The sequence below is a fragment of the Embleya sp. NBC_00896 genome (assembly GCF_045207785.1).
GTDB lineage: Bacteria > Actinomycetota > Actinomycetes > Streptomycetales > Streptomycetaceae > Embleya.
This window is the reverse complement of the sequence record NZ_CP108776.1, coordinates 1094096-1114448: the sequence shown is the minus strand read 5'-3', so window position 1 is coordinate 1114448 and position 20353 is coordinate 1094096. Positions and strand designations below refer to the sequence as shown.

The window sequence follows — 20353 nt, the reverse complement described above, 5'->3', positions numbered from 1 at the left end:
CCGCTGCCGGTGGACACTCTGCTCGACGTGCCGCTGGGCCGGGCCGGCGACCGGGCCCGCGAGCTGCGCGAGGCCGGGTTCGACGGTGTGTTCACCTTCGAGGGTCCGCACGACGTGTTCCTGCCGCTGGTGCCGGCCGCCGCCGCGGGGGTCGACATCATGACCAACATCGCGGTCGCCTTCCCACGCAGCCCCACCCACCTCGCGCACACCGCGTACGACCTGCATCTCGCGTCGGGCGGCCGGTTCCGGCTCGGCCTGGGCACCCAGATCCAGGCGCACGTCGAGCGCCGCTACGGCGCGAAGTGGTCGCGCCCGGTGGCGCGGATGGCCGAGACGCTGCGCGCGGTCCGCGCGGTGCTGACCTGTTGGCAGCACGAGACGCCGCTGGACTTCCACGGCGAGTTCTTCGACCTCACCCTGATGCCGCCCACCCTGCGGCCCGGGCCGAACCCGTACGGGCTGCCGCCCCTGCTCGCGGGCGGCGTCGGCCGGAAGATGACCACGATGGTCGCCGAGCACGCCGACGGGCTGCTCGTCCACCCGCTCAACACCGACCTGTTCGTGCGCGGCCCGCTCTCGGACGCCGTGCACGACGGGCTCGTCCTGTCCGGGCGCAGCCGCGCGCGCTTCTCGGTGATGCTCGACGTGATCGTCGCGGCCGCGCGGACCGAGGAGGAACTGCGCGACGCGGTCAAGGGCGCGCGGGCGATGGTCGCGTTCTACGCGTCCACGCCCGCCTATCGGCCGGTGCTCGACGTCGAGGGGTACGGGCCGCTCCAGGCCGAACTGCACGCGTTGATCCGGGCCGGCCGCTGGTCGGACATCCCGCACGCGATCGACGACACGCTGCTGAGCCGGGTGGTGGCGATCGGCGAGCCCAAGGACGTCGCGGCCGAACTGGCCTCGCGTGCCCACGGGGTCGCCGATCGCCTGGGGTTCTACCTCCCGTACCGGGCCGATCCGGCGTGCGTCGCGGAGGTCCTGGACGAGCTTCGCGCCCTCACCTGAGCCGGCCCGCCCGAGCCGGCCGCGGCATCAGTTCAGCCGCCCCACCGCGCGCCGCAGCCGCTTGAGGTCGCGCAGTCGGCGCTCGTAGCCGGCGCCGATCACGATCAGCAGCAGGCCCGCCGTACCCAGCACCGCCCAGCGCGGCACCGCGTCGTACACCGGGGCCAGGTGCGGGAGCAGGTGCACCAGGCCGACCGTCGCGATCACCGCCGCGCCCAGGAACAGCGGCGCCTGGAGCCGGAACCGCGCGCCGATCAGCAGGGTCGCGATCGCGGCCAGGCCCAGCAGACTCGGCCGGATCGGTTCGCCCTGCGCGACCGCGAGCGGCAACGACGGCAGCAACAGCACCGCGAGCGGCCCGCCGTACGCGGCCCACGAGTTGGTGTCGGGCCTGGCCCGACGGCGGAGCAGGCCCTCGATCAACAGGGCGACGCCGAGCGGGAGCGTGTACGCCTCCGGCTGCTCGACACCGAACAGGGCCACGCGCACCCAGTAGGCGGCGAACAGCAACGGGGCCGCGGCGATCGTCGCGGGGAGCCGGAGCGGGCCGGTCGGCGTGGTCAGCGCGGCCAGGCCGGTCGCGGCCAGGGCGATCCAGGAGCGCTCCGGGGCCACCACGAGGGTCACGCCCAGTGCCGAGAACGCGCAGGCCGCCGCGGCCAGTGCGGTCGGCGGCTGCGGGCGGGGCAGCCGCGCGGTGCCGATGTACACGAGCGCGGCCGCGCCGACCGCCGCCAACGCCTTCCAGGCCGGGTCGATGTCGAGCCGGTGCAGCGTGGCCGGTACCGCCGCGCAGCCGAGCACGACGGTGGCCGGTGCCCAGCCGGGCCGCAGCACGGTGCGGCCGCGGAACGCGCCGTGCAGGGTGCCGGCGGCGACGACGCCGAGCGCGATCGGCAGCAGGTCGCCCGACGCCGCGAGCGCGATCAGCGCGGCAGCCGCGGCCACGCCCTCGACCGCGAGCGCGGCCTTGGGCGCGTCGTGCAGGTGGGGCGCGATCAGCAACAGCAGGGTGGCCGCGCACGCGAGCGCCACCGCCTGGCCGGACTGGCCGACGTCGAGGCGGTGCAGCGTCGCGGCGGTCGTCGCGTAGAGCAGGCCGGCGGTCGCGGGCGCCCACGCCGGCCGCAGCACCGTGCGGCCGAGCACCGCCCCGTACAGTGCGGCCGCGGCGGCGATCGCGAACGCGACCGGGGACGTCTCGCGCCCGGCCACGAGCGCGATCGGCATGGCCGCGGCGGCCGTTCCCTCCAACGCAAGCGCGGTGCTCGGCAGGCCGGACAACGGCGTCGCGGCCGGGATCAACAAGGCGGCCGCGACCAGCGCGGCGATCCCGGTCGCGGGCCGGTCCGCCCCGAAGGCGTGCGCGCCGGCGGCCACGGCACCGACCCACCCGATCGCCGCCGTCGCGGACCACGCCGGGCGCAGGGTCGGGAGGTCGCGGATCGCGCCCGCCACGCCGACCAGCAGGGCGCGGCCAAGCCCACGGCGAGCGGGCCTGGGGCATTCGACGTGGTGGCGGTGCCGATCGCCCAGGCCACGCCGCCGACGCCGAGCAGCGTGCGGGTGGTCCAGGAGGGGCGCCGCACGAGCAGCGCGGCCAGGGCCACGAGCGCGCCGAGCAGGGCCGGCGCGAGACAGGTCACCGCCTTGGACGCGTCCGCGTGGGTCGCCACCATCGCGGCGTCCGCGCAGGCCAGGGTCAGGGCGGCGGCGGCCGCGAATGGGCGTCCGAAGTAGCGGGCCGGCACCGGGGGAGCGGGGGTGAGCGGATCGGTGGCGGCCCGTCCGGGGGTCCGCCCGCCGGACGCCGCGGTGTCGGTGGGGGATTCCGGTGCCGGAAAGCCCGGGTCGCCGGCGTCGTCGACCGGGGGCGCCCGCCGGCCGATCCCGCTTGGTCAAGTCGACCGCCGGCCGCGCCGGCAGCAGCACGGCCGCACCCGCGAGGCCGGCCGCCGCCACGGCCCAGACCACGATCGAGGCCATCGGGTTCGCGGTCGACCACAACACGGCCAACACACAGTGGAAGGCGCCGACGGCGGGCAGCCACTCTCGCACCCGGCCCGTGCAGCCCAGCGCCAGCGCGACCACGACGTGCCACCCCAGCGCCGCCCACAGCGGCAGGTCCAGGGCCACGGGCGCGACCACGAGCAGCGCTTCGAGGGCGACCCCGGCGAAGACGACGGCGAGGGTGCGGCCGCGCCGGCCGAAGAGCGCGGCGCCCAGCACGGCGACGACGGCCCACAGCGGCCACAGCGCGAGCGGCGCCAGGCCGAAGGTCCAGTCGCCGCCGGTCGCCGTCACCGTGCCCCGGGTGCCGCCGCCGACGGCGTTCAGATCCCACGTGTGCTTGGTCCACGACACCGGGCCGAACCCGGCCGTGGCCACCGCCGCCACCGCCCAGAAGGCCGGCGCCGCGGTCAGCGGCGCGAGCACCGCGATCGGCCCGGCCCGGAACGGCCGCGGCACCGCGAACAGCACCGCCAGCAGCACCGCGACCATGATCAGCAACCCCACGCCCGCCCACGCGATCGGCAGGTCGGACTCGTCGCTCCGCGGCTGCGCCGCGAGCAACAGGGCCAGTGCCGAGAGCGAGCCGAACATCGCGCTGCCCGACGCCATGTGCCGCACCACGGCGCCGCCGCGCAGCGTGTAGGCGATCCCGCCGGCGATCGCGGCCAGGCCCAGCATGGTGCCCGCCGATGCCCCGCCCTCGCCCTGCGCGAAGGTCAGGCCGACCGCCGCGAGCCAGTAGCAGAGCACACCGACCTCGGCGACGATCCGCAGACCGCGCGCCGCCTTCGCGTGCGTCCAGCGCAGCAGCACGACATCGACGGCGGCCTGGAGACCCAGCCCGATCGCCAACGGCAGCAGCGAATCGCGACCCGTCCCGAACGACGCCACCAACAGCGGCAGCGGGCCCTGCAACAGCAGCCCCGCCGAGACCCGCAGCGCGCGCAGCGGTGCCAGCATCGAGCCCAGCGCCGCCGCGCCGCCGACCGCGAGCAACGTGCCGGCCGTGACCAGGAGCGCGTCCCCGCCACGCAGGCCCGCGAGGTCGGCCGACCAGGCCGCGAACCCGTCGAGCAGACCCATCGCGACCGTGAGCGCGGCCATCGCCTCGGCTGTCGCGGGCAGTTCGCGCCGCTCGGCGACCGCGGTGCCGACCGCGGCGAGCACCAGCGCGAACGCCATCACCAGCGCGCGCCCCGCCGTACCGGTCCGATTCCAGGTGACCGCGACGAACACGAGCGCGGCCACCACCACCAGGAGCACACCCGCGCCCAGCACGATCCGGGCCACCCGGCGCCGCCCGACCTCGGCCATCTCCCGCAGGCGAGCCTCCGAGGGCCGCGGCGGTGTGGGCACCGACCGCGGCGCCTGCGGCGGCGGCTGTACCGCCGTTTCCGCCGTCTCCGCCGGGGCCATCGCCGGTACCGTGGCTGGGGCAGCCGGCGGGGCCGCCGGTCGGGCCGAGCGGGTGAGCGAGTCGTGGGCCTCGATCCGCATGCGCTTGAGCAGACCCTCGCGCTCGCGCAGCAGGTGCGCCGCCGACAGGCCGACCCGCCACACCTGGTCTGCGGTCGGGCCGGTCAGCGTGATCGCGCACCCCCGGCAGCGCTTCGTACGCGGTTCCCGCAACTGCAGCGCGCAGTTGGGACAACGCGTCGGATCCTCAAGCAGCCGTTCGTCCAACATCGACGTCATCTCCCCCGATGGACTTTTCGCTTCCCAGGCTGGCAGCGGGAACCGAGCGGGACATCCGTACACGTACTCAGATGCGGCGGGTACTCGGGCGGCCCGCGGGCCGCCCGACGTGCCGCCGCGAAACTCCGACGCACAAGGGGTGTCGTAGGCTCCCTGTGTCGTCCGAGCACGGGCCGGCCGGCCACGACAAGGAGCAGGAGCAGCGATGACCAGCGCATCCCGACCCCGGGTCGTACTCGGCGTGTCCGGCGGCATCGCCGCGTACAAGGCGTGCGAACTGCTGCGCAGGCTGACCGAGTCCGGGCACGAGGTCCGGGTGGTGCCGACCGAGTCCGCGCTGCACTTCGTCGGGGCGGCCACCTGGTCGGCGCTGTCGGGGCAGCCGGTGGCCACCGGGGTGTGGGACGCCGTGCACGAGGTGCCGCACGTGCGGATCGGCCAGAACGCCGACGTCGTCGTGGTCGCTCCCGCGACCGCCGACATGATCGCCAAGGCCGCGCACGGGCTCGCCGACGACCTGCTCACCAACACGCTGCTCACCGCGCGGTGTCCGGTGATCTTCGCCCCCGCGATGCACACCGAGATGTGGGAGCACCCGGCCACCGTCGAGAACGTCGCGACGCTGCGCCGGCGCGGCGCGATCGTGATCGAGCCCGCGGTGGGGCGCCTCACGGGCAAGGACACCGGCAAGGGCCGGCTGCCGGAGCCCGAACAGATCTTCCAGGTGGTGCGCCGCACGCTCGCGCGCGGCGCGACCGCGCCCGACCTGGTCGGCCGGCACGTGGTGGTCTCCGCGGGCGGCACCCGCGAGCCGCTGGACCCGGTCCGCTTCCTCGGCAACCGCTCGTCCGGCAAGCAGGGGTACGCACTCGCCCGCACCGCGATCGCGCGCGGCGCGCGGGTCACCCTGGTCGAGACCAACACCGGCCTGCCGGACCCGGCCGGGGCCGACGTCGTGCACGTGGGCACGGCCCTGGAGTTGCGCGAGGCCATGGTCAAGGCGGCGGCGGACGCCGACTGCGTGGTGATGGCCGCGGCGGTCGCCGACTTCCGCCCCGCGCAACGGGTCGAGGGCAAGATCAAGAAGACCGACGCCGAGCCGGAACCGATCGCGCTGGTGAAGAACCCCGACATCCTCGCCGAGCTGTCGCACGAGCGCGTCCGCGCCGGCCAGGTCGTCGTGGGCTTCGCGGCGGAGACCGAGGACGTGCTCGCGAACGGGCGGGCGAAGCTCGCGCGCAAGGGCTGCGACCTGCTCGTGGTCAATCAGGTGGGGGAGGACTTGACGTTCGGCCAGGACGTCAACGAGGCCGTCGTGCTGGCCGCCGACGGCGGCGAGACGCCGGTCCCGCACGGCCCCAAGGAGGATCTCGCGGAGATCGTCTGGGATCTGGTCGTCGCCCGTTTCGGCTAGGCCCATTCCGGCGGGTCCTCGGCGGGATCCCCGTCGGATGGGCCGCGGCGCGTCCGGTGCCGTGCCTCGGCGCGCCCGAGGTGCGGGGGCAAAGTGGTTCGATTCGGCTGTTTTCGGGTGCGGTGACGTGAGCGCGGCGAGGAGCCCGAAAGGCGGACGCCGGGCGGTGCAAACCCGCCGAGATCCCCCGGACGGGGCCCGGTCGGCAGTGCCATCCGAACGCCTGATCGCACAAGGTTCACACGGAGTGAGCAACGCCACGCCGTCCGGGTCGTGGGACACCCCGTCCCGTTGGTGGGGTCGGGGGGATAAACTCGGGCGCAGAATTCGGTGGACCCGCCTGTCCGGACCTGTCGCGACGGACCGGGCCCACCTGCCAGCCAGCAGCCGCTGCAACCCCAGGGAGCGATGTGTCCCGCCGTCTGTTCACCTCTGAGTCCGTGACCGAAGGTCACCCGGACAAGATCGCCGACCAGATCAGCGATTCCATCCTGGACGCGCTCCTCAAGGAAGACCCCAAGAGCCGGGTCGCCGTCGAGACGCTGATCACCACCGGTCAGGTCCACGTGGCCGGCGAGGTCACGACGCAGGGCTACGCCGACATCCCCACGATCGTGCGCGAGCGCGTCCTGGAGATCGGCTACGACAGCTCGAAGAAGGGCTTCGACGGCGCCTCGTGTGGCGTTTCGGTGTCCATCGGCGCGCAGTCGGCCGACATCGCCCAGGGTGTCGACACCGCCTACGAGAACCGGGTCGACGGCGACGAGGACGAGCTGGACCGCCAAGGCGCGGGTGACCAGGGCCTGATGTTCGGTTACGCGTGCGACGACACGCCCGAGCTGATGCCGCTGCCGATCACGCTCGCGCACCGCCTGGCGAAGCGGCTGGCCGAGGTCCGCAAGAACGGGACCATCCCCTACCTGCGTCCCGACGGCAAGACGCAGGTCACCATCGAGTACGACGGCGACCGCCCGATCCGCCTCGACACGGTCGTGGTCTCGTCGCAGCACGCGGCCGACATCGACCTCGACTCGCTGCTCGCGCCGGACATTCGCGAGTACGTGGTCGAGCCCGAGCTGGCCGGCCTCGACATCGACACCGAGGGCTACCGCCTCTTGGTCAACCCGACCGGCCGCTTCGAGATCGGCGGCCCGATGGGCGACGCGGGTCTGACCGGTCGCAAGATCATCATCGACACGTACGGCGGCATGGCCCGACACGGCGGCGGCGCGTTCTCGGGCAAGGACCCGTCGAAGGTGGACCGCTCGGCCGCGTACGCGATGCGCTGGGTCGCCAAGAACGTGGTGGCCGCCGGGCTCGCCCGCCGCTGCGAGGTCCAGGTGGCGTACGCGATCGGCAAGGCCGCCCCGGTGGGCCTGTTCATCGAGACGTTCGGCACCGAGACCGTGCCGGTGGAGACCATCCAGACCGCCGTGAGCACCGTGTTCGACCTGCGCCCGGCCGCGATCATCCGCGACCTGGACCTGCTCCGCCCGATCTACGCCCAGACCGCCGCGTACGGCCACTTCGGCCGCGACCTGCCGGACTTCACCTGGGAGCGCACGGACCGCGTGGACGCCCTCAAGGTGGCCACGGGGTCCTGAGGCCCTCCGCTTCCTTCCGCCGCCGGCCGCGACACCGCCCCCTCGGGGCGGCACCGCGGCCGGCGGCGTTTGTTCGCGCGCTCGTCGACGCGGCGAAGTCCGCGGCGCTCCCCGCGGTTGTCCCGTCCGCCGGGACACACGCGCCCGCGCGGCCGGTTCGCCGTACGTGCGGGTCGGGAACGAGCGTCGTGCCTTCATACCATCCAGGGGTATATATGCCGCTCGATGGACGTGCGCCCATTCCCCGACTATTGCGCCGGAACCATCCGCTTCACCGGCCCGCGGCGGTATAACCAGAGACCAGCCCCTCTCCCTCGGGAGGCTCGAATGGTGCGTCAACCACGTTCTCGAAGCGTCGACTGGTTGTGGTGGGCGACCTCGTCTGGTGAGCTGCAACCCTTCCTGGATCATCCGGATCACGATCAGCAGGAGATAGCCCGCGAGAAGTCGGCGGTTGCGGTCCAACTCGCCCGGCTCGGCGACCCGCTCATGGACTGTCTGGCGGCGATCGAGCCCGACGTCTTCGCCGACGCCCTGTGGCGGCTGCCCAACCCGACCCGCACGGACACCCTGCGCGCGCTGCGGGTACCGCCCGCGCGCCGACCCACTCCCACGATCGCCGAGCACGCCCTCAAGCGGCTGCGCAAGCAGACCCCGAGCGTGCGCGGCTACACCGCCCAGGTCGTCACGCTGCCCGTGCTGCGCGTACTGCTGCCCTCGACCATGGACACCGACTCGGGCGCCTTGGACGGCGAGGTCCTCGAAAGCCTGAAGACCGCGGTGTTCACCCCCGACCTGATCCGCCTCACCGCGATCGCCGACTGGGGATTCAGCTGCCAGGCCGCCGCGCTGCTCCGGCTCGCCCTCACCGAGGCCGATCTCGCGCTGCCGGGCTGGGACACCGACGTGATCGCCGACGTGGTGACCGCGTGCCACCGATTCGAGGCGTTCTGCCGGGATCGCACGTGCGGGGCCACCGAGGCGCCGTCACCGCTGCGTTCGCTCGACGACGCGCTCGGCCGGGCCCGGGCCGCGGTGGACTCGGTGACCGCCGCCGTCGCGGACGGCCGGGCCCCGGACGACGTGGACCTGACGATGCTCGCGCACGTGGGCCCCGCCGTGGCCGAGGCCCGCGAGGCCGTCGGCACCCTGGTCGGGGTCGACGCGGAGACGCTGCCCGAGGATCGGCCGGGCCTGGCCGCCGCGATCACCGCGCACGAGGCCGCCGTGCACGCCCGCGAACTGGCCGGCGTCCACCGCTTCCGGCACCTCGCCGGACCGCCGATACACGCCGCCGCGATCAGCGAACTCCGCGACCTGGCAACCGACCTGAGCGACCGTCACGAGAACTGGGAGCCGGCCGACCGGCGCCGGGTGCTCGCCCTCGGCGACCTCGCCGCACTGATCGACGCGATCGCGGCCGACCGGGACGAAGGCGTGGACGAGCTCGCCGAGACGATCCGCCCGCACCTGCCCGGCCCGACGATCGTCAACGCCGCGCTGCGGGGCCGCCTTTCTTGGGATGAGGCACCGCCCCTCGACGGCGCCGTCCGGTCGGACGCGGATGCCCCGCCCCCGATATCCGCGCCACCCACCGGAGTCGAGCCGTCCCCGGCGCTCGACGCCTTGCCGCCCAACGGTCCTGACGAGTCGTCATTCGAGCGCCACGGCGAAGCACGTGAAGCGGAAGCAGACGAGGCAAGCGACGCGAACGACGCGAACGACGGGAACGAGGGGGACCGAGGGAGCCGGGCGGATCGAGCGGGTCGGGGCAACGGGTCCGCCACCCTGGTGGACCTGGAGCTCCCCGAGCTCCCCGAGCTCCCCGAGCACCCCGAGCACCCCGAGCTCCCCGAAGACCCCGCCCACTCGGACCCTTCCACCGAACCCACCGAACCCACCGAATCCGCCGAACCCACCGAACCCGCCGACCCCACCCCCGCCGAAGCCGCCGTCCCCGCCGAACTCGTCGGCGACCTGATCGGTCGAGGCGGCTACGCCGCCGCGCACGCGCTGATGACCGACGACCCCGAGCGCCGATCCGCGTTGCGCGCGCTCGCGTACGCCAACTGTGCGCGGTCCGACACCGGTGCCCTCGCCGTGTCCCTGCGCGACGAACTCGACCGCATGGCCATGCGCGAGCCCTCGCACGATCGCGCGACCCAGCTGCTCACCGTGGCCGCCGCCGCGCGGGCCGCGGTGTTGTGTGGGCACAGCACGTACGGCCTGCTCCAGGAGGCCGCGTCCGGCCTGGGCGACCTGCCCGCCGTGGCCACGCTCGCCCGGCACATCGCGACCGGGTCCGCCCAGGGCCTGCTCGGCGGCACCCGCAACCTCGGCGCGCTGGAGGCCCTCGCCGAGGCCGAGGCCGGCGCCGCCGCGTGCGCCGCCGACGCCGCGGAGGCCCTGCTGCACCCGCGCCACCTGCGCTTCCCGCGCGCGACGTCGATCGCCCAGCTGTGGTGGCGGGCCGAGGACGGCCTGCTGGGCCGTCTGCTGCGCCAGGCCGCCGACAACGACCGGCGCGACCTGGAGGAGGTCGCGGAGGCGCTGCGCCGGCTGACCAAGCACCACGAGTTGGAGAGCCGGCTCTCCGCGGTCGACGAGGAGTTCCGCAACGGCAAGGGCCACCGCCTGGAGGGCCCCGCCCGGCGGCGCCTGCTCGAGTACGCCCGCGAGTCGCTCGGCACCGTCGCCCGCTGGGTGGAGGCGACCCGCAAGGTCGCCGAGACCGAGGCGGAGGCCGAGTCCTGGATCGCCGGCCCGCTGACCGACCTGCGGCACACCCTGATCGCCGACCGCCCCGAGGCCCAACGCGAACTCGCCGAGGTCGCCGAACGCACCGGCGACCCGCTCACCGCGGGCGCCGCCCGGGCCGCCGCGGCGAGTCTGGCCGCGACCCTCGACCTGCTCGACGGCCACCCGCTTACCGGTCCGGAACCGGCCCCCGAAACGATCTTCGCCGATGCCCCCGAGCCCGCCGACCGGCCGACCCGCGCCGAGCCCTTGGCGACCCCATCCGACCCGCCGACCCCGCCCCGGGGCACGGCCGACCCGCCGAACCCCCCGCAACAGGCCACCCAGGCCACCCAAGCCACCCAAGCCACCCAAGCCACCCAAGCCACCCAAGCCACCAGGGTGCTGCCACCCGCCGACGGCTGACCCGGCGGGGGTGTGCGGACCCGCGCTACGGCACCTCTTCCTCCGGAATGATGTGCATCGCAGCCTCCTCGGCCCCGGCCGCACCTCCGTCGATCCCGACGTCGCGGGCGATCGCCTCCGACTCGGTGTCCTCGTGCGCGCCCTCGTCCTCGGCGACGAGCCGTCCCGCGCGCGGGTCCGGGCCGCCGTCCCACTCGTCCGAGACGGCGTCGTCGACCGGGATGTCCGGCTCCTCCTCGGCCAGGAGCTGGTCGAGCGACTCGCCGCGCCGCTGCTCCGCGGGGGTGTTGCCGTACCGCTCCGCCGCCGACCACCGGTCCGGCGGCACGATTCCGGTGTCGAGCGGGTCGTACGACAGATCGTCGGTCGACAGCGTGTCCTCGGGGCCCAGTACGCCGTCGTCGCCCGGCCGGTCCGGGGAGTCCTCGGTCTGCTCCGGGAGATCGTCAGCCTGCTCCGGGGTGTCATCGCTCATCGCCTGCCGCCTTCCGCTGAAGTGCTCGTGCCGTGCGTCCAGGGCAGCACACCCTGTTACCCGCGACCCGAGTGACCTTGCCCAACGTCGCCGAGTTCATTCGGGACTGTCCGCCGCCATCACCGCCTGGGAGCATGTTCGGGTGCCGGAAATCCGCGTGCGCGCAGTCGCCGCCCTGACCTGCCTCCTGCTGAGCACGATCGCCTGTGGCTCCGACCGCTCCGACCGCTCCGGCGGGAACGACGACACGCCCGCCAAGCGCGTTCGCGGAGCCGAGCCGACCGAGATCGCCGATCCGGGCCCCGCACCGCTCCTGATGGTCAACTGCCTCCACGCGATCAACGCGGCACCGGGCCCGTCGAGCACGTACACCACCTTCCTCGGCGATGTCGCCTTCGAAACCGACCGCACGCTGCAAACCAGCAGGGCCGAAGGCACCGAATACCCGCACCGCCTGTTCGCCAAGAGCGGCGTGGCGGTCCGAGACGGCGCGGTCGTGGACATCCAGGTCGTGCCGGATCCCGACAACGGCACGTCCGTCGCGTGGGGCAGCCCGGGACCGTTCGCCGATCTCCTCCGGATCCCGGGCTGCACCACGGGCTCCACCACCGACAAGTGGATGGCCTTCCCGGGTGGCTTCTACGTCGACAAGCCCGGCTGCGTGACGCTGATCGTCCGCGCCCACGGGGAGCAGACCCGGGTCCACATCCCGGTCGGCGCCGCCTGCTGAGCGGTTCCGGTCAGCCGGCCTCGACCAACTCCCGGACCCGCGTACCCAGTTCGTACTGCCGCTCCCAGTCGTCGGTGGGGAAGCTCAGCACGATCCGGTCGACGCCGGCCGCCGCGTACGCCGCCACCTGCTCCGCCGCGCGCTCCGGCGTGCCCAGGATCGCGACCGGGGCGGCCTGCTCCTCCGACACCCCGTAGATCCGCCCGAGCGTCTCGATATACGAGCCGCGGCCGCATTCGACCTCCGCGTCCCCCAGCGAGACAGGCAGCGCCACTGACACGCTCGGCCGGGGCCGGCTGTAGAAAAGCGCTGATCGGCCCGGACCATCACACGGGTCGCACGTTACGGCGGTCCGGGGCGTTCGTACTCCGGCACCGTGTCCTACCGACCGACCGGTCGTTCCAGCGGTGTACGCAATCCCGGCCGTCTCATGCCTGAGGCTGATTTTTCCTGATGGATTTGGACGATCTTTGATCGCTGACGCAAGGTGGGTCCAAGGGGGCAAGGGACGTAAACCCGGTCCTGCGACCGGGAAGGGAGAGAACGGAATATGCACGAGGCGCAGACACGCGAGACGAGTCGGCACGATTGGCGGACGCTGCACACGGGGACCCGGGAGTCGGCCGCCCGCGCGCTGCGCGAGGACCTGGTCCACGCCGGCGTGTCCGAGACCGACCTGGCCCGCCGGGTCACCGAGGCGTGGGCCGGGTCGGTGGTCACGGTCGCGAGTACGGGCCGGCAGTTCCGCGTCACCCGGATCACCGAATCCGTACCGGTCGGCCCGATCGCCGAACCGCAGCGGGCCGACTCCGGGTACGCCGAGCGCCGGCACACCGAGTTCCCGCACATCGACGCGGACCGAACGCTGCTCAACCACTGACCGGCAGACCCCGCGGCGAGCCCCGGTCCAGGTCCCGGACCGGGCTCCGGCCTCGGCCGTTTCCCTCGACCGTTCCCTCAGCCGCTGATCCGCATCTCCCGCACCGCGTCGCCCACGACCCGGAACGCGAAGTCGGACGGACCGTTGAAGCCGTTGCCGCCGACGGTGGCGGTCACCACGGTCTCGTCCCCGTCCGCGCGAACCGCGGTGACCGCGAGCCTCGCCTGCACTCCGATGAACTCGTTGTCGCTCCACCCCTTGATCGCCTCCCGACCCTTGAACACCCGACCCCAGTCGTTCACGGACCCGTCGGCGGTGAACGCGTTCAGGAACCCTTCGGTGTCACCGTTGTTCGCGGCGGTGATGAGCCGATCGATGGGGGCGGGCAGCTGAGGGGCGGGCATGGGAGTCCTTCCGACATCGAGATCGCGACCCCATCAGTCGACACGAATCGGGGTGGCTCGGCCGGCGGAGTGAGCCACCCGTGTCCGCCCCTCGGCCCGAATCGATCCGAGAGCTTCCACCCGGGCCCCGCGCCGTGTTGTGCTGTGCGCCATGGCCGAAGAACCCACATACCCCACGGTTTTGCATCGGCAATACGGCGTCCCCGCCCACGAAGCGGAAGCTCGCAGCCGAGCCTTCCACGACGTCATGGTCCGCCGCCGCACCGTCCGCGACTTCTCGCCCCAACCGATCCCGGACAACGTGATCGACTGGGCGATCCGGACCGCCGCCACCGCGCCCAGCGGCGCGAACGTCCAGCCCTGGCGCTTCGTCGTGCTGACCGACCCCGAGCGCAAACGACACCTGCGCGAGGCCGCCGAGATCGAGGAGCGCGAGTTCTACGAACGCCGCGCGACCGCCGAATGGCTGGAGGCGCTCGCCCCGATCGGCACCGATTGGCGCAAGCCGTTCCTGGAGGACGCGCCCGCCGTGATCGTCGTGTTCGAGGTGCACAAGGGGCCGGAGTCGCCGCGCCCCTACTACACGAAGGAATCGGTCGGCATCGCCGTCGGCTTCCTGCTGGCCACCCTGCACCAGGCGGGGCTCGCGACGCTGACGCACACCCCGAGCCCGATGCGCTTCCTCAACGAGGTGTGCGATCGCCCGCCCGAGGAGCGCGCGGCGTACGTCATCCCGGTCGGCTATCCGGCCGAGGACGCCCGCGTCCCCGACATCCACCGCAAGCCGTTGGACCACGTCGTGGTCCGACTCTGAACCCGAGACCCCCGGCGCAGGTCACAGGTTGACACACCCGGCGCATCGCCATGGTGATGCGGCTGCGCCGGGGCGGGTCCCTCTGCGATCCTGAACCGGCACGTCCGGATCCGGAACAGCCGTACGTACGGGGGGCGTTGATGAGTGTCGTCGCCGGAAAGATCATCGACGAGTCGATCGTCGTGGCCGCCGATTCCCAGGTGACCTGGGGGCAGGCCAAGACCGAGGGCACCAAGCTGTACAAGATCGGCGAGAACCTGATTTTCGGTGGTGCCGGGATGCTGCGGGACATCAACCTGATGCGGTTGTTCCTGGACACCCACACACCCGCGTCCGCCGAGGAGCGCGACGTGCTCGAGTTCTACGCCGAGTTCGTCGAGTGGGGCAAGCGCAAGCTGTCGAGCTTCGAGCCCAAGTCGGAGTTCATGTTCGCGTTCGACGGAAAACTGTTCGAGACGAGCAACGACTTCGACGTCTTCTACTACGACTACGGCGCGATCGGTTCGGGCTGGGAGTACGCCCGCGCGGCGCTGCACCTGGGGCACACCCCCACCCAGGCCGTCGGCGTCGCGTGCGATCTGACCATATTCTGCATGCCGCCGGTGACCGAGTACCGCATCCCGCGCCATCCGCAGGGTCCGTCGGGCCGCGATCATGAGGCCATCTGAAACCGACGCTGCGTCGGGGTGGTCGCAATGCGGAGCTAACCCTGTGTTTACGTGCTCTCTCGTAAGCTGTGGACATGTCCGAACAGCACATCCCCACGGACCTGATCGAACTGCAACGCGCCCGAGACGCCGCCTACGAGGCCATCGCCCGACGCGCGGGGCACCTGACCGACGAGGAGCACGCCCGCCTCTGGGCCGAGGCCCGTGACGCCGTCGAGGCACTCCACGCCCACCCGGCGATGGCCTCCGGCGTGGACCGCGTACACCTCATGACCCGCCTCCGAATCGCCGCCGCATAACCGCTACGCGGCAGCGGGTGGGTCGCTGCGGTTGCGCATTGGTCGGGTTGGGATGGTTGCGCCCACCCGCTCCGCCCGTTGCGTATGCGTCTCGGGCTGCGGTTCTTCAGGCGACCGGTGGGTCCGGTCGGGCCTGGCTGCCTGGTGCGCGGTGTGCGGGTCGCTGCGGTTGCGTCTTGGTCGGGTTGGGATGTTGCACCCACCCGCTCCGCCCGTTGCGTATGTGTCTCGGGCTGCGGTTTTAGAGGCGACCGGTGGGTCCGGTCGGGCCTGGTGGCCGCCGGTGTGGCTGGGTGGGACTCGGTGGGTTGGCTGCGGTTCTACGGTGTGGGCCGGCCCTGGGTCGCCGGGTTTGGCTGCGGTCCTGGCGCGTCAGCGCCCACGGATCGGGTCGGGGTCGTGATCGACGAGCGCAGCGAGGAGAGCGGCCGGAGGCCGCTGCCTGTGCTTTTCACGACGTCGATGGCCCGGAGCTTGCGGAGGGACAGCGACGTGCGAGCGGAGTGCCGCTTTTGTGGAGCGCCAGCGGAACAAAAGTGGTGCTTCGGGAGCCGGCGGCCCCGCCGCCCAAAAAGAAGGTCCGCCGCACCCGCGGTCCCGGCTTCGCCGTCCCGCCGCACCCGCGACACGGCCCTCCCCACAACGCCACAAAGCTCGACGGCGCTTGCCCTGCTGCACGGGCCGGCTTTCGGGATGGGCTTCGCGGACGCGTACGTCGCGGCCGGCGGGCGGCTCGCCGACGAGCCGGCGGCGCGGCTGTACTGGCGGCTGCTCGATGCGCTCGCCTTCGCGCCGGACGCCGAGAAGGTCGCGGTGCCGTGGCGTGAGGCGGGCCGGGCGGATCTCACCGCCGAGGTGCTGAGCGGGCGGTTGGAGGACTACCTCGCGCGGCTGCTCGACCACTTCGACGCATCGACGTAGGCGGGACGTACCATTCCGGTTTGTTGATTCTGGCCGGCGCGCTTTCGGGGGAGACGACGATGACGTTTGCGGTGGGTGTGCCCAAGGGCACCCGGTTCGGGGTTCGGGGTCGGCACAGTGCGAGCGACTTGAAGAAGTTGCCCGACGGGACGTGGGAGGGGCCCGCCCTGGGAGCGCGGAAGGACCCGCACACGCACGGCTCGTTCGAGGACCTGCTGTTCGTCGACGACACCCCGCGGGACAAGGCGACTCAGCACAAGGACTGGCGGCACCTGACCCTGTGGGCCGATCCGCGACGCGAGGCGGCGGCGCTGGTCGTGGAGACCGAGTCGGCGGACGACGGGAACGCGATCTATCGCGTGGTCGGTCCCGCGGGTGAGCCGCTCGGCCGCGTCACCCGCAGGCGGGGCAGCGTGGCCGGCTTCCGGCGGACCTCGTGGCACGTCGAACTGCCCGGCGGCGCGCCGCTGCACGCGGTCAAGGGCGGGGCAGTCGGCTGGTTCTTCTGGTGGCTGTTCTCGCCGCTGTGGGCGGTCATGCTGGCGGCGATCCTGTTCGGGGGCGAGTTCCCCCGGATGCCGCTCCAGGCCCATTGGCGGCGTAACGGCGAGGACGTGTTCTGGTTCTTCGACGACGACTTCGAGAACCAGTACGAGGTCGAGATCGACTGGCCGGACGTTCGCGTCCTGCACGGCCTGGCCGTACTGCACCACTCCCACCCGACACCCCTGAGCAAGCACAACCGGGCCTGACATGACTGCCACGGGTGGCACCGCCAATACGGTTTTCATACTGCACGCTCCGCAGACCAGGCGGGGCGAATGGTCGATGAGGTCGTGGTCGCCGGAACAGCCGAGCGGTCGGAAGGCCGGACTCGCCGCGGGTCTGCCGCACGCCGGCACCAAGTGGTACGCCGCCGACCGCTTCGACGACTTCGTCTTCATCCGACGCACCGGGCGAGGCGACGCATCGCGGCACGAGGCGACGCTGAGCATGACGGTGCACGCGGACGAGCGCTGGGGCGGGTGGACGGCCGTCGTCGAGACCGAGTCGGCCTCCGACGAGCGTGCGAGCTATCGCGTACTCGACGACGAGGGGGAGTTGCTCGCCCGCGTGACGCGTACGCAGGGTGGCCTGATGCCGCCGCGCCGTAGTACGTGGTCGGTCGAACTGCCGGACGGTACGGCCCTGCGCGCGGCCAAGGGGCATCGGACGGGCTGGGTGGTCTGGTGGTTGTGCTCACCGTTTTTGGCGCTCCTGCGGCTTCGTGGATCGCACACGTCGATGCCCACACGCACGACCTGGCGGCGGAACGGCGACCCTGTACTCGCGTTCAAGGGCAACAGGGGCGCCGTGTACACGGTCACGCAGGATTGGCCCGATCCACGCATCCTCTACGCGGTCGCCGCGGTGCACTACTCGCATCCCGCGTCGCTGGGCCGCGGCTGAGGGGGCCGCATCGGGGGCGCGTCGACCCGTGAGACCGTGCCCGCCCCGTGCCCCCGCTCCTGGCCCCTACCGCTCGGCGCAGTCCACCCAACGGCCTCCCGAGGCCGCGGACGCGCGGACCGCGTCCAGGACGGTCTGGCCCGCCACACCGTCGGCGAAGGTGGCGTGGCGGGGGGAGTCGGGGACGGGGTCGCCGTGGATCAGGGCGGCGAAGGTGGCGGCGAGCTTGGTGTACGGGGCACGGTCGATGCCCATCGAGTGGAGGAGGTCGTAGGCGGTGTGCATGAGGTCGGACGGGGGCGCGACCGGGTCGGGGTTGGCCAGGTCGGCGGGCGTCTCGACCCTGCGGTCGCCGTTCGCGTCGGCGACCCAGACGTCGTCGAACTCGACCCAGGCGGTGCCGTGCGTACCGGCGACGCGCGTGGTGATCAGCGGTGGGCCGTAGATTCCGGCGGAGCTCTGTAGCGTGCCCTCGACGCCGGTCACCGTGCGGAAGCGGATGTTGAAGGTGTCCTCCGCGGTCTGCCCGGGGCGGTCCGCGACCAGCGGCAGGCCCGCGCTCACGCCCGCGAACTCGCCGAGGGTGTGCCGGATCTGGTCGATCCAGTGGCTCGCGTGCGCGCCGAGCCAGCCGCCGCCGTCCTCGGCTCGGCCCCACCACGCGGGCACCTCGGCGTCCGGGCCGGTCAGCACCGGGATGTGCAACAGCCAAGTGGCCAGCCGGGGTTCGCCGATCGCGCCGGCCGCGATCAGCCGCGCGAGCAGCGCCTGCGAGGACTGCCAGCGGAACTCGGTGCCGAGCAGGTGCACGACGCCGGCCCGTTCCGCCGCCGCGAGCATCGTGCGGGCCTGGTCGGCGTCGCCCGCGAACGGCTTCTCGCACACGACGTGCTTGCCGGCCGCGACCGCCGCGAGCACGATCTCCGCGTGGGTGTGCGGCGGTGTGGCGACGGTCACCGCGTCCACGCCGTCCAGGGCGAGTGCCGCCGCCAGGTCGGTGAACGCGTGCGGTACGCCGAACCGTTCGGCCCGTTCGGCGGTGCGCTTCGGGTCCCGGCCGACCAGGGCCCGTACCTCGAAGCCCGCGTCCCGGAAGGCCGGCAGGTGCGTGATGCACCCGAAGCCGGTCCCGACGATCGCCACACCCAGCTTGTCCTGCGCCATGACGTCGCTCTCCTTGTACCGAGGCGGAACCCGGGAGTGGGGCCGGGTCGAAACGCGCTCACGGTAAGGGAACCTGTCCGACTCCGCCATCGCGTCGCGGTGTGACGAACGCTTCAGCGGGTCGGATGTGCCGGCGGATCCGCCGACGGATCAGTACATCCGGCGGGCCGACCTGTCCTCGGTCGTCAGCCGGACCCGGGCCATGTGGGACTGCGCGGTCGCCTCGGGGGCACTGGGGAGACCGGGGGTGCCGGGGAACAGGTACAGGCCCAGCTCCTCGCGCTCGGCGGGCGGCGGCAGGGCGGCCTCGACCTCGGCGGCCGGATATCCGAACACGTCGACGTCACGCCACACCACCGGGTCGACCGTCAGGCCGCCTTCGCGCGCGAAGGTGATGTTGCGGCAGCCGTGCTCGGAGCCGGTCACGTCGATGTCCAACGCCCCCAATCGCGCGCCGAAGCTCCAGTGCTCCCGGTGTCCGTCGTCGACGCCGCGCCCGCCGCACGACCAGTAGCCGCGCACGTCCGCGATGGTCGACAGCACCCACTGGGCCCGCTCCTCGCTCATCCCGAAGCGCAACACCCCCGCGTTGTGCGGCAGGACCACCCCGACACCCGGCAGCAGTTCGAACATGCCCACGATTGTGTCCCGTGCCCTGTGTCCCATGCCTCGTGCCCTGTGCCCGTGCGGGCGATGGGGAGTCTGGTATCGATGATCCTCGGATACGTGTCCTCGACGGCCGGGCGGATGGCCCATGTCAGATGGTGGTGCACCCATGAGCGACGACCCCGGCGACTCCTTGGAGTTCGCGCGCGCGACCCTCGCGGCCCAGCCGTTCAGCCGGCTGGTCGGTGCGCGGATCACCGCGTTCGGCGGCGGGCGGGCCGTCCTGGAGGTGGACGTGCGCGACGAACTCCGGCAGCAGAGCGGCTACTTGCACGGCGGAGTGCTGGCCTACGCCGCCGACAACGCGATCACCTTCGCCGCCGGCAGCACGATCGGCTCCGCCGTGCTGACCGGCAGCGTGTCCGTGCAATACCTGCGCCCCGCGCTCGGCCGCACCCTCCGCGCCGAGGCCCACGTCGTGCACGCGGGCCGCCGCCAGGCGGTATGCGACTGCACCTTGACGATGCTCGCCCCCGACGGCACGGAAACGATCTGCGCCATCGCGAGGGGCACGGTCCTCACCGCCAACGACAAGCCCTCCGCTCGAACCTGACCCCCGACCTCATGCGACAGGACACCTAGGCTTCGGTCCACTTCTCCTCGCGGGTGCCGCGTGGCAGGGTGACGGCCATCATGTCGCTGGGGGCGTCCAATGCGAGGCGGTGCCATCGCCCGCGTGGCACGATGGCCGCGGTTCCAGCACTCAGTTCGATCTCCTCCTCGTCGTCTCCCGGCTGTTCCGGACGGAGGATGATACGTATTCCGCCGGTGAGGCAGGAGACGAATTCGTCCGCCTCGGTGTGGATTTCCCAGTGGTCGCCGTGGACGTCGGCGTCGGTCTCCGCATGGGCGACCATCAGCAGCCAGCCGTCCCGCTCGAGCTCGGTGTCCGTTGTGGGCTGCTCGGTGTGCACCTGGCCGCCTGGGTGAAGGTGGACCAAGGATCCGAAGAGTTCGATCCGGGTGACAGTCATGCTGGGACGT

General features: G+C 72.8%; 19 protein-coding genes and 1 pseudogene. 13 read left to right on the top strand and 7 right to left on the bottom strand.

Translation table 11 applies throughout. The features are described from left to right. Positions 1 to 9: 9 nt before the first annotated feature. Entirely contained in the window at positions 10 to 1011 is a 1002-nt protein-coding gene (locus OG928_RS05355; protein WP_406280006.1) for a TIGR03617 family F420-dependent LLM class oxidoreductase, read from the top strand. A 27-nt stretch (positions 1012 to 1038) separates the two neighbouring features. On the opposite strand, the gene OG928_RS05350 is transcribed toward OG928_RS05355, so the two are convergent. After that, positions 1039 to 4710, bottom strand: coding sequence for an SCO7613 C-terminal domain-containing membrane protein (locus OG928_RS05350; protein WP_406280003.1), 3672 nt, complete (start codon positions 4708 to 4710; stop codon positions 1039 to 1041). 214 nt (positions 4711 to 4924) lie between these two features. Here OG928_RS05350 and coaBC point away from each other — a divergent pair, with 214 nt between their 5' ends. From coaBC to OG928_RS05335, 3 genes are all read left to right on the top strand, one after another. Further along, complete coding sequence (gene coaBC / locus OG928_RS05345; protein WP_406280000.1) at positions 4925 to 6133, top strand: bifunctional phosphopantothenoylcysteine decarboxylase/phosphopantothenate--cysteine ligase CoaBC; 1209 nt, start codon at positions 4925 to 4927, stop codon at positions 6131 to 6133. A gap of 410 nt (positions 6134 to 6543) precedes the next feature. Beyond that, positions 6544 to 7737 carry a methionine adenosyltransferase gene (gene metK / locus OG928_RS05340; protein WP_406279997.1) on the top strand — a complete coding sequence of 398 codons (1194 nt, stop codon included), beginning with the start codon at positions 6544 to 6546 and terminating at the stop codon, positions 7735 to 7737. Positions 7738 to 8064: 327 nt separating this feature from the next. Then, positions 8065 to 10899 (top strand): hypothetical protein, encoded by a 2835-nt coding sequence (locus OG928_RS05335; RefSeq protein WP_406279994.1) that lies wholly within the window; start codon positions 8065 to 8067, stop codon positions 10897 to 10899. Between the two features lie 25 nt (positions 10900 to 10924). On the opposite strand, the gene OG928_RS05330 is transcribed toward OG928_RS05335, so the two are convergent. Further along, positions 10925 to 11374 carry a DUF5709 domain-containing protein gene (locus OG928_RS05330; protein WP_406279991.1) on the bottom strand — a complete coding sequence of 150 codons (450 nt, stop codon included), beginning with the start codon at positions 11372 to 11374 and terminating at the stop codon, positions 10925 to 10927. 142 nt (positions 11375 to 11516) lie between these two features. On the opposite strand from OG928_RS05330, the gene OG928_RS05325 reads away from it, so the two are divergent. Continuing rightward, the gene (locus OG928_RS05325) at positions 11517 to 12104 is read left to right on the top strand and encodes a hypothetical protein (RefSeq protein WP_406279988.1); all 588 of its coding nucleotides are present in this window, start codon (positions 11517 to 11519) and stop codon (positions 12102 to 12104) included. A 10-nt stretch (positions 12105 to 12114) separates the two neighbouring features. Here OG928_RS05325 and OG928_RS05320 read toward each other — a convergent pair whose 3' ends face one another. Beyond that, a complete protein-coding gene (locus tag OG928_RS05320) occupies positions 12115 to 12378 on the bottom strand; it encodes a hypothetical protein (protein ID WP_406279985.1) in 264 nt (87 codons plus the stop codon). Between the two features lie 276 nt (positions 12379 to 12654). On the opposite strand from OG928_RS05320, the gene OG928_RS05315 reads away from it, so the two are divergent. Then, complete coding sequence (locus tag OG928_RS05315; protein WP_406279983.1) at positions 12655 to 12984, top strand: hypothetical protein; 330 nt, start codon at positions 12655 to 12657, stop codon at positions 12982 to 12984. Between the two features lie 77 nt (positions 12985 to 13061). Here the strand turns inward: OG928_RS05315 and OG928_RS05310 are convergent, their stop codons facing one another. After that, a complete protein-coding gene (locus OG928_RS05310) occupies positions 13062 to 13388 on the bottom strand; it encodes a nuclear transport factor 2 family protein (protein WP_406279980.1) in 327 nt (108 codons plus the stop codon). 151 nt (positions 13389 to 13539) lie between these two features. Here OG928_RS05310 and OG928_RS05305 point away from each other — a divergent pair, with 151 nt between their 5' ends. From OG928_RS05305 to OG928_RS05280, 6 genes and pseudogenes are all read left to right on the top strand, one after another. Then, positions 13540 to 14202 carry a nitroreductase family protein gene (locus tag OG928_RS05305; protein WP_406279977.1) on the top strand — a complete coding sequence of 221 codons (663 nt, stop codon included), beginning with the start codon at positions 13540 to 13542 and terminating at the stop codon, positions 14200 to 14202. 140 nt (positions 14203 to 14342) lie between these two features. Then, positions 14343 to 14870: a hypothetical protein gene (locus OG928_RS05300; protein WP_406279974.1), complete on the top strand. Its 528-nt coding sequence runs from the start codon at positions 14343 to 14345 to the stop codon at positions 14868 to 14870. Between the two features lie 74 nt (positions 14871 to 14944). Continuing rightward, the gene (locus OG928_RS05295) at positions 14945 to 15169 is read left to right on the top strand and encodes a hypothetical protein (protein WP_406279972.1); all 225 of its coding nucleotides are present in this window, start codon (positions 14945 to 14947) and stop codon (positions 15167 to 15169) included. Positions 15170 to 15823: 654 nt separating this feature from the next. Then, positions 15824 to 16090 (top strand): annotated as a pseudogene (locus OG928_RS05290) (aminoglycoside phosphotransferase family protein); the annotation flags it as partial. A 59-nt stretch (positions 16091 to 16149) separates the two neighbouring features. Continuing rightward, on the top strand, positions 16150 to 16842 hold the full coding sequence (locus OG928_RS05285; protein ID WP_406279969.1) for a hypothetical protein: 693 nt from the start codon (positions 16150 to 16152) through the stop codon (positions 16840 to 16842). A gap of 76 nt (positions 16843 to 16918) precedes the next feature. Continuing rightward, entirely contained in the window at positions 16919 to 17539 is a 621-nt protein-coding gene (locus OG928_RS05280; RefSeq protein ID WP_406279966.1) for a hypothetical protein, read from the top strand. A gap of 66 nt (positions 17540 to 17605) precedes the next feature. Here OG928_RS05280 and OG928_RS05275 read toward each other — a convergent pair whose 3' ends face one another. Further along, positions 17606 to 18703, bottom strand: a complete 1098-nt coding sequence (locus tag OG928_RS05275) for a Gfo/Idh/MocA family protein (RefSeq protein WP_406279963.1) — start codon at positions 18701 to 18703, stop codon at positions 17606 to 17608. A 150-nt stretch (positions 18704 to 18853) separates the two neighbouring features. Next, positions 18854 to 19336 carry a hypothetical protein gene (locus OG928_RS05270; RefSeq protein ID WP_406279960.1) on the bottom strand — a complete coding sequence of 161 codons (483 nt, stop codon included), beginning with the start codon at positions 19334 to 19336 and terminating at the stop codon, positions 18854 to 18856. A 142-nt stretch (positions 19337 to 19478) separates the two neighbouring features. On the opposite strand from OG928_RS05270, the gene OG928_RS05265 reads away from it, so the two are divergent. Beyond that, positions 19479 to 19922, top strand: coding sequence for a PaaI family thioesterase (locus tag OG928_RS05265; protein WP_406279957.1), 444 nt, complete (start codon positions 19479 to 19481; stop codon positions 19920 to 19922). Between the two features lie 25 nt (positions 19923 to 19947). Here the strand turns inward: OG928_RS05265 and OG928_RS05260 are convergent, their stop codons facing one another. Next, positions 19948 to 20343, bottom strand: a complete 396-nt coding sequence (locus OG928_RS05260; RefSeq protein WP_406279954.1) for a cupin — start codon at positions 20341 to 20343, stop codon at positions 19948 to 19950. Positions 20344 to 20353: the final 10 nt, after the last annotated feature.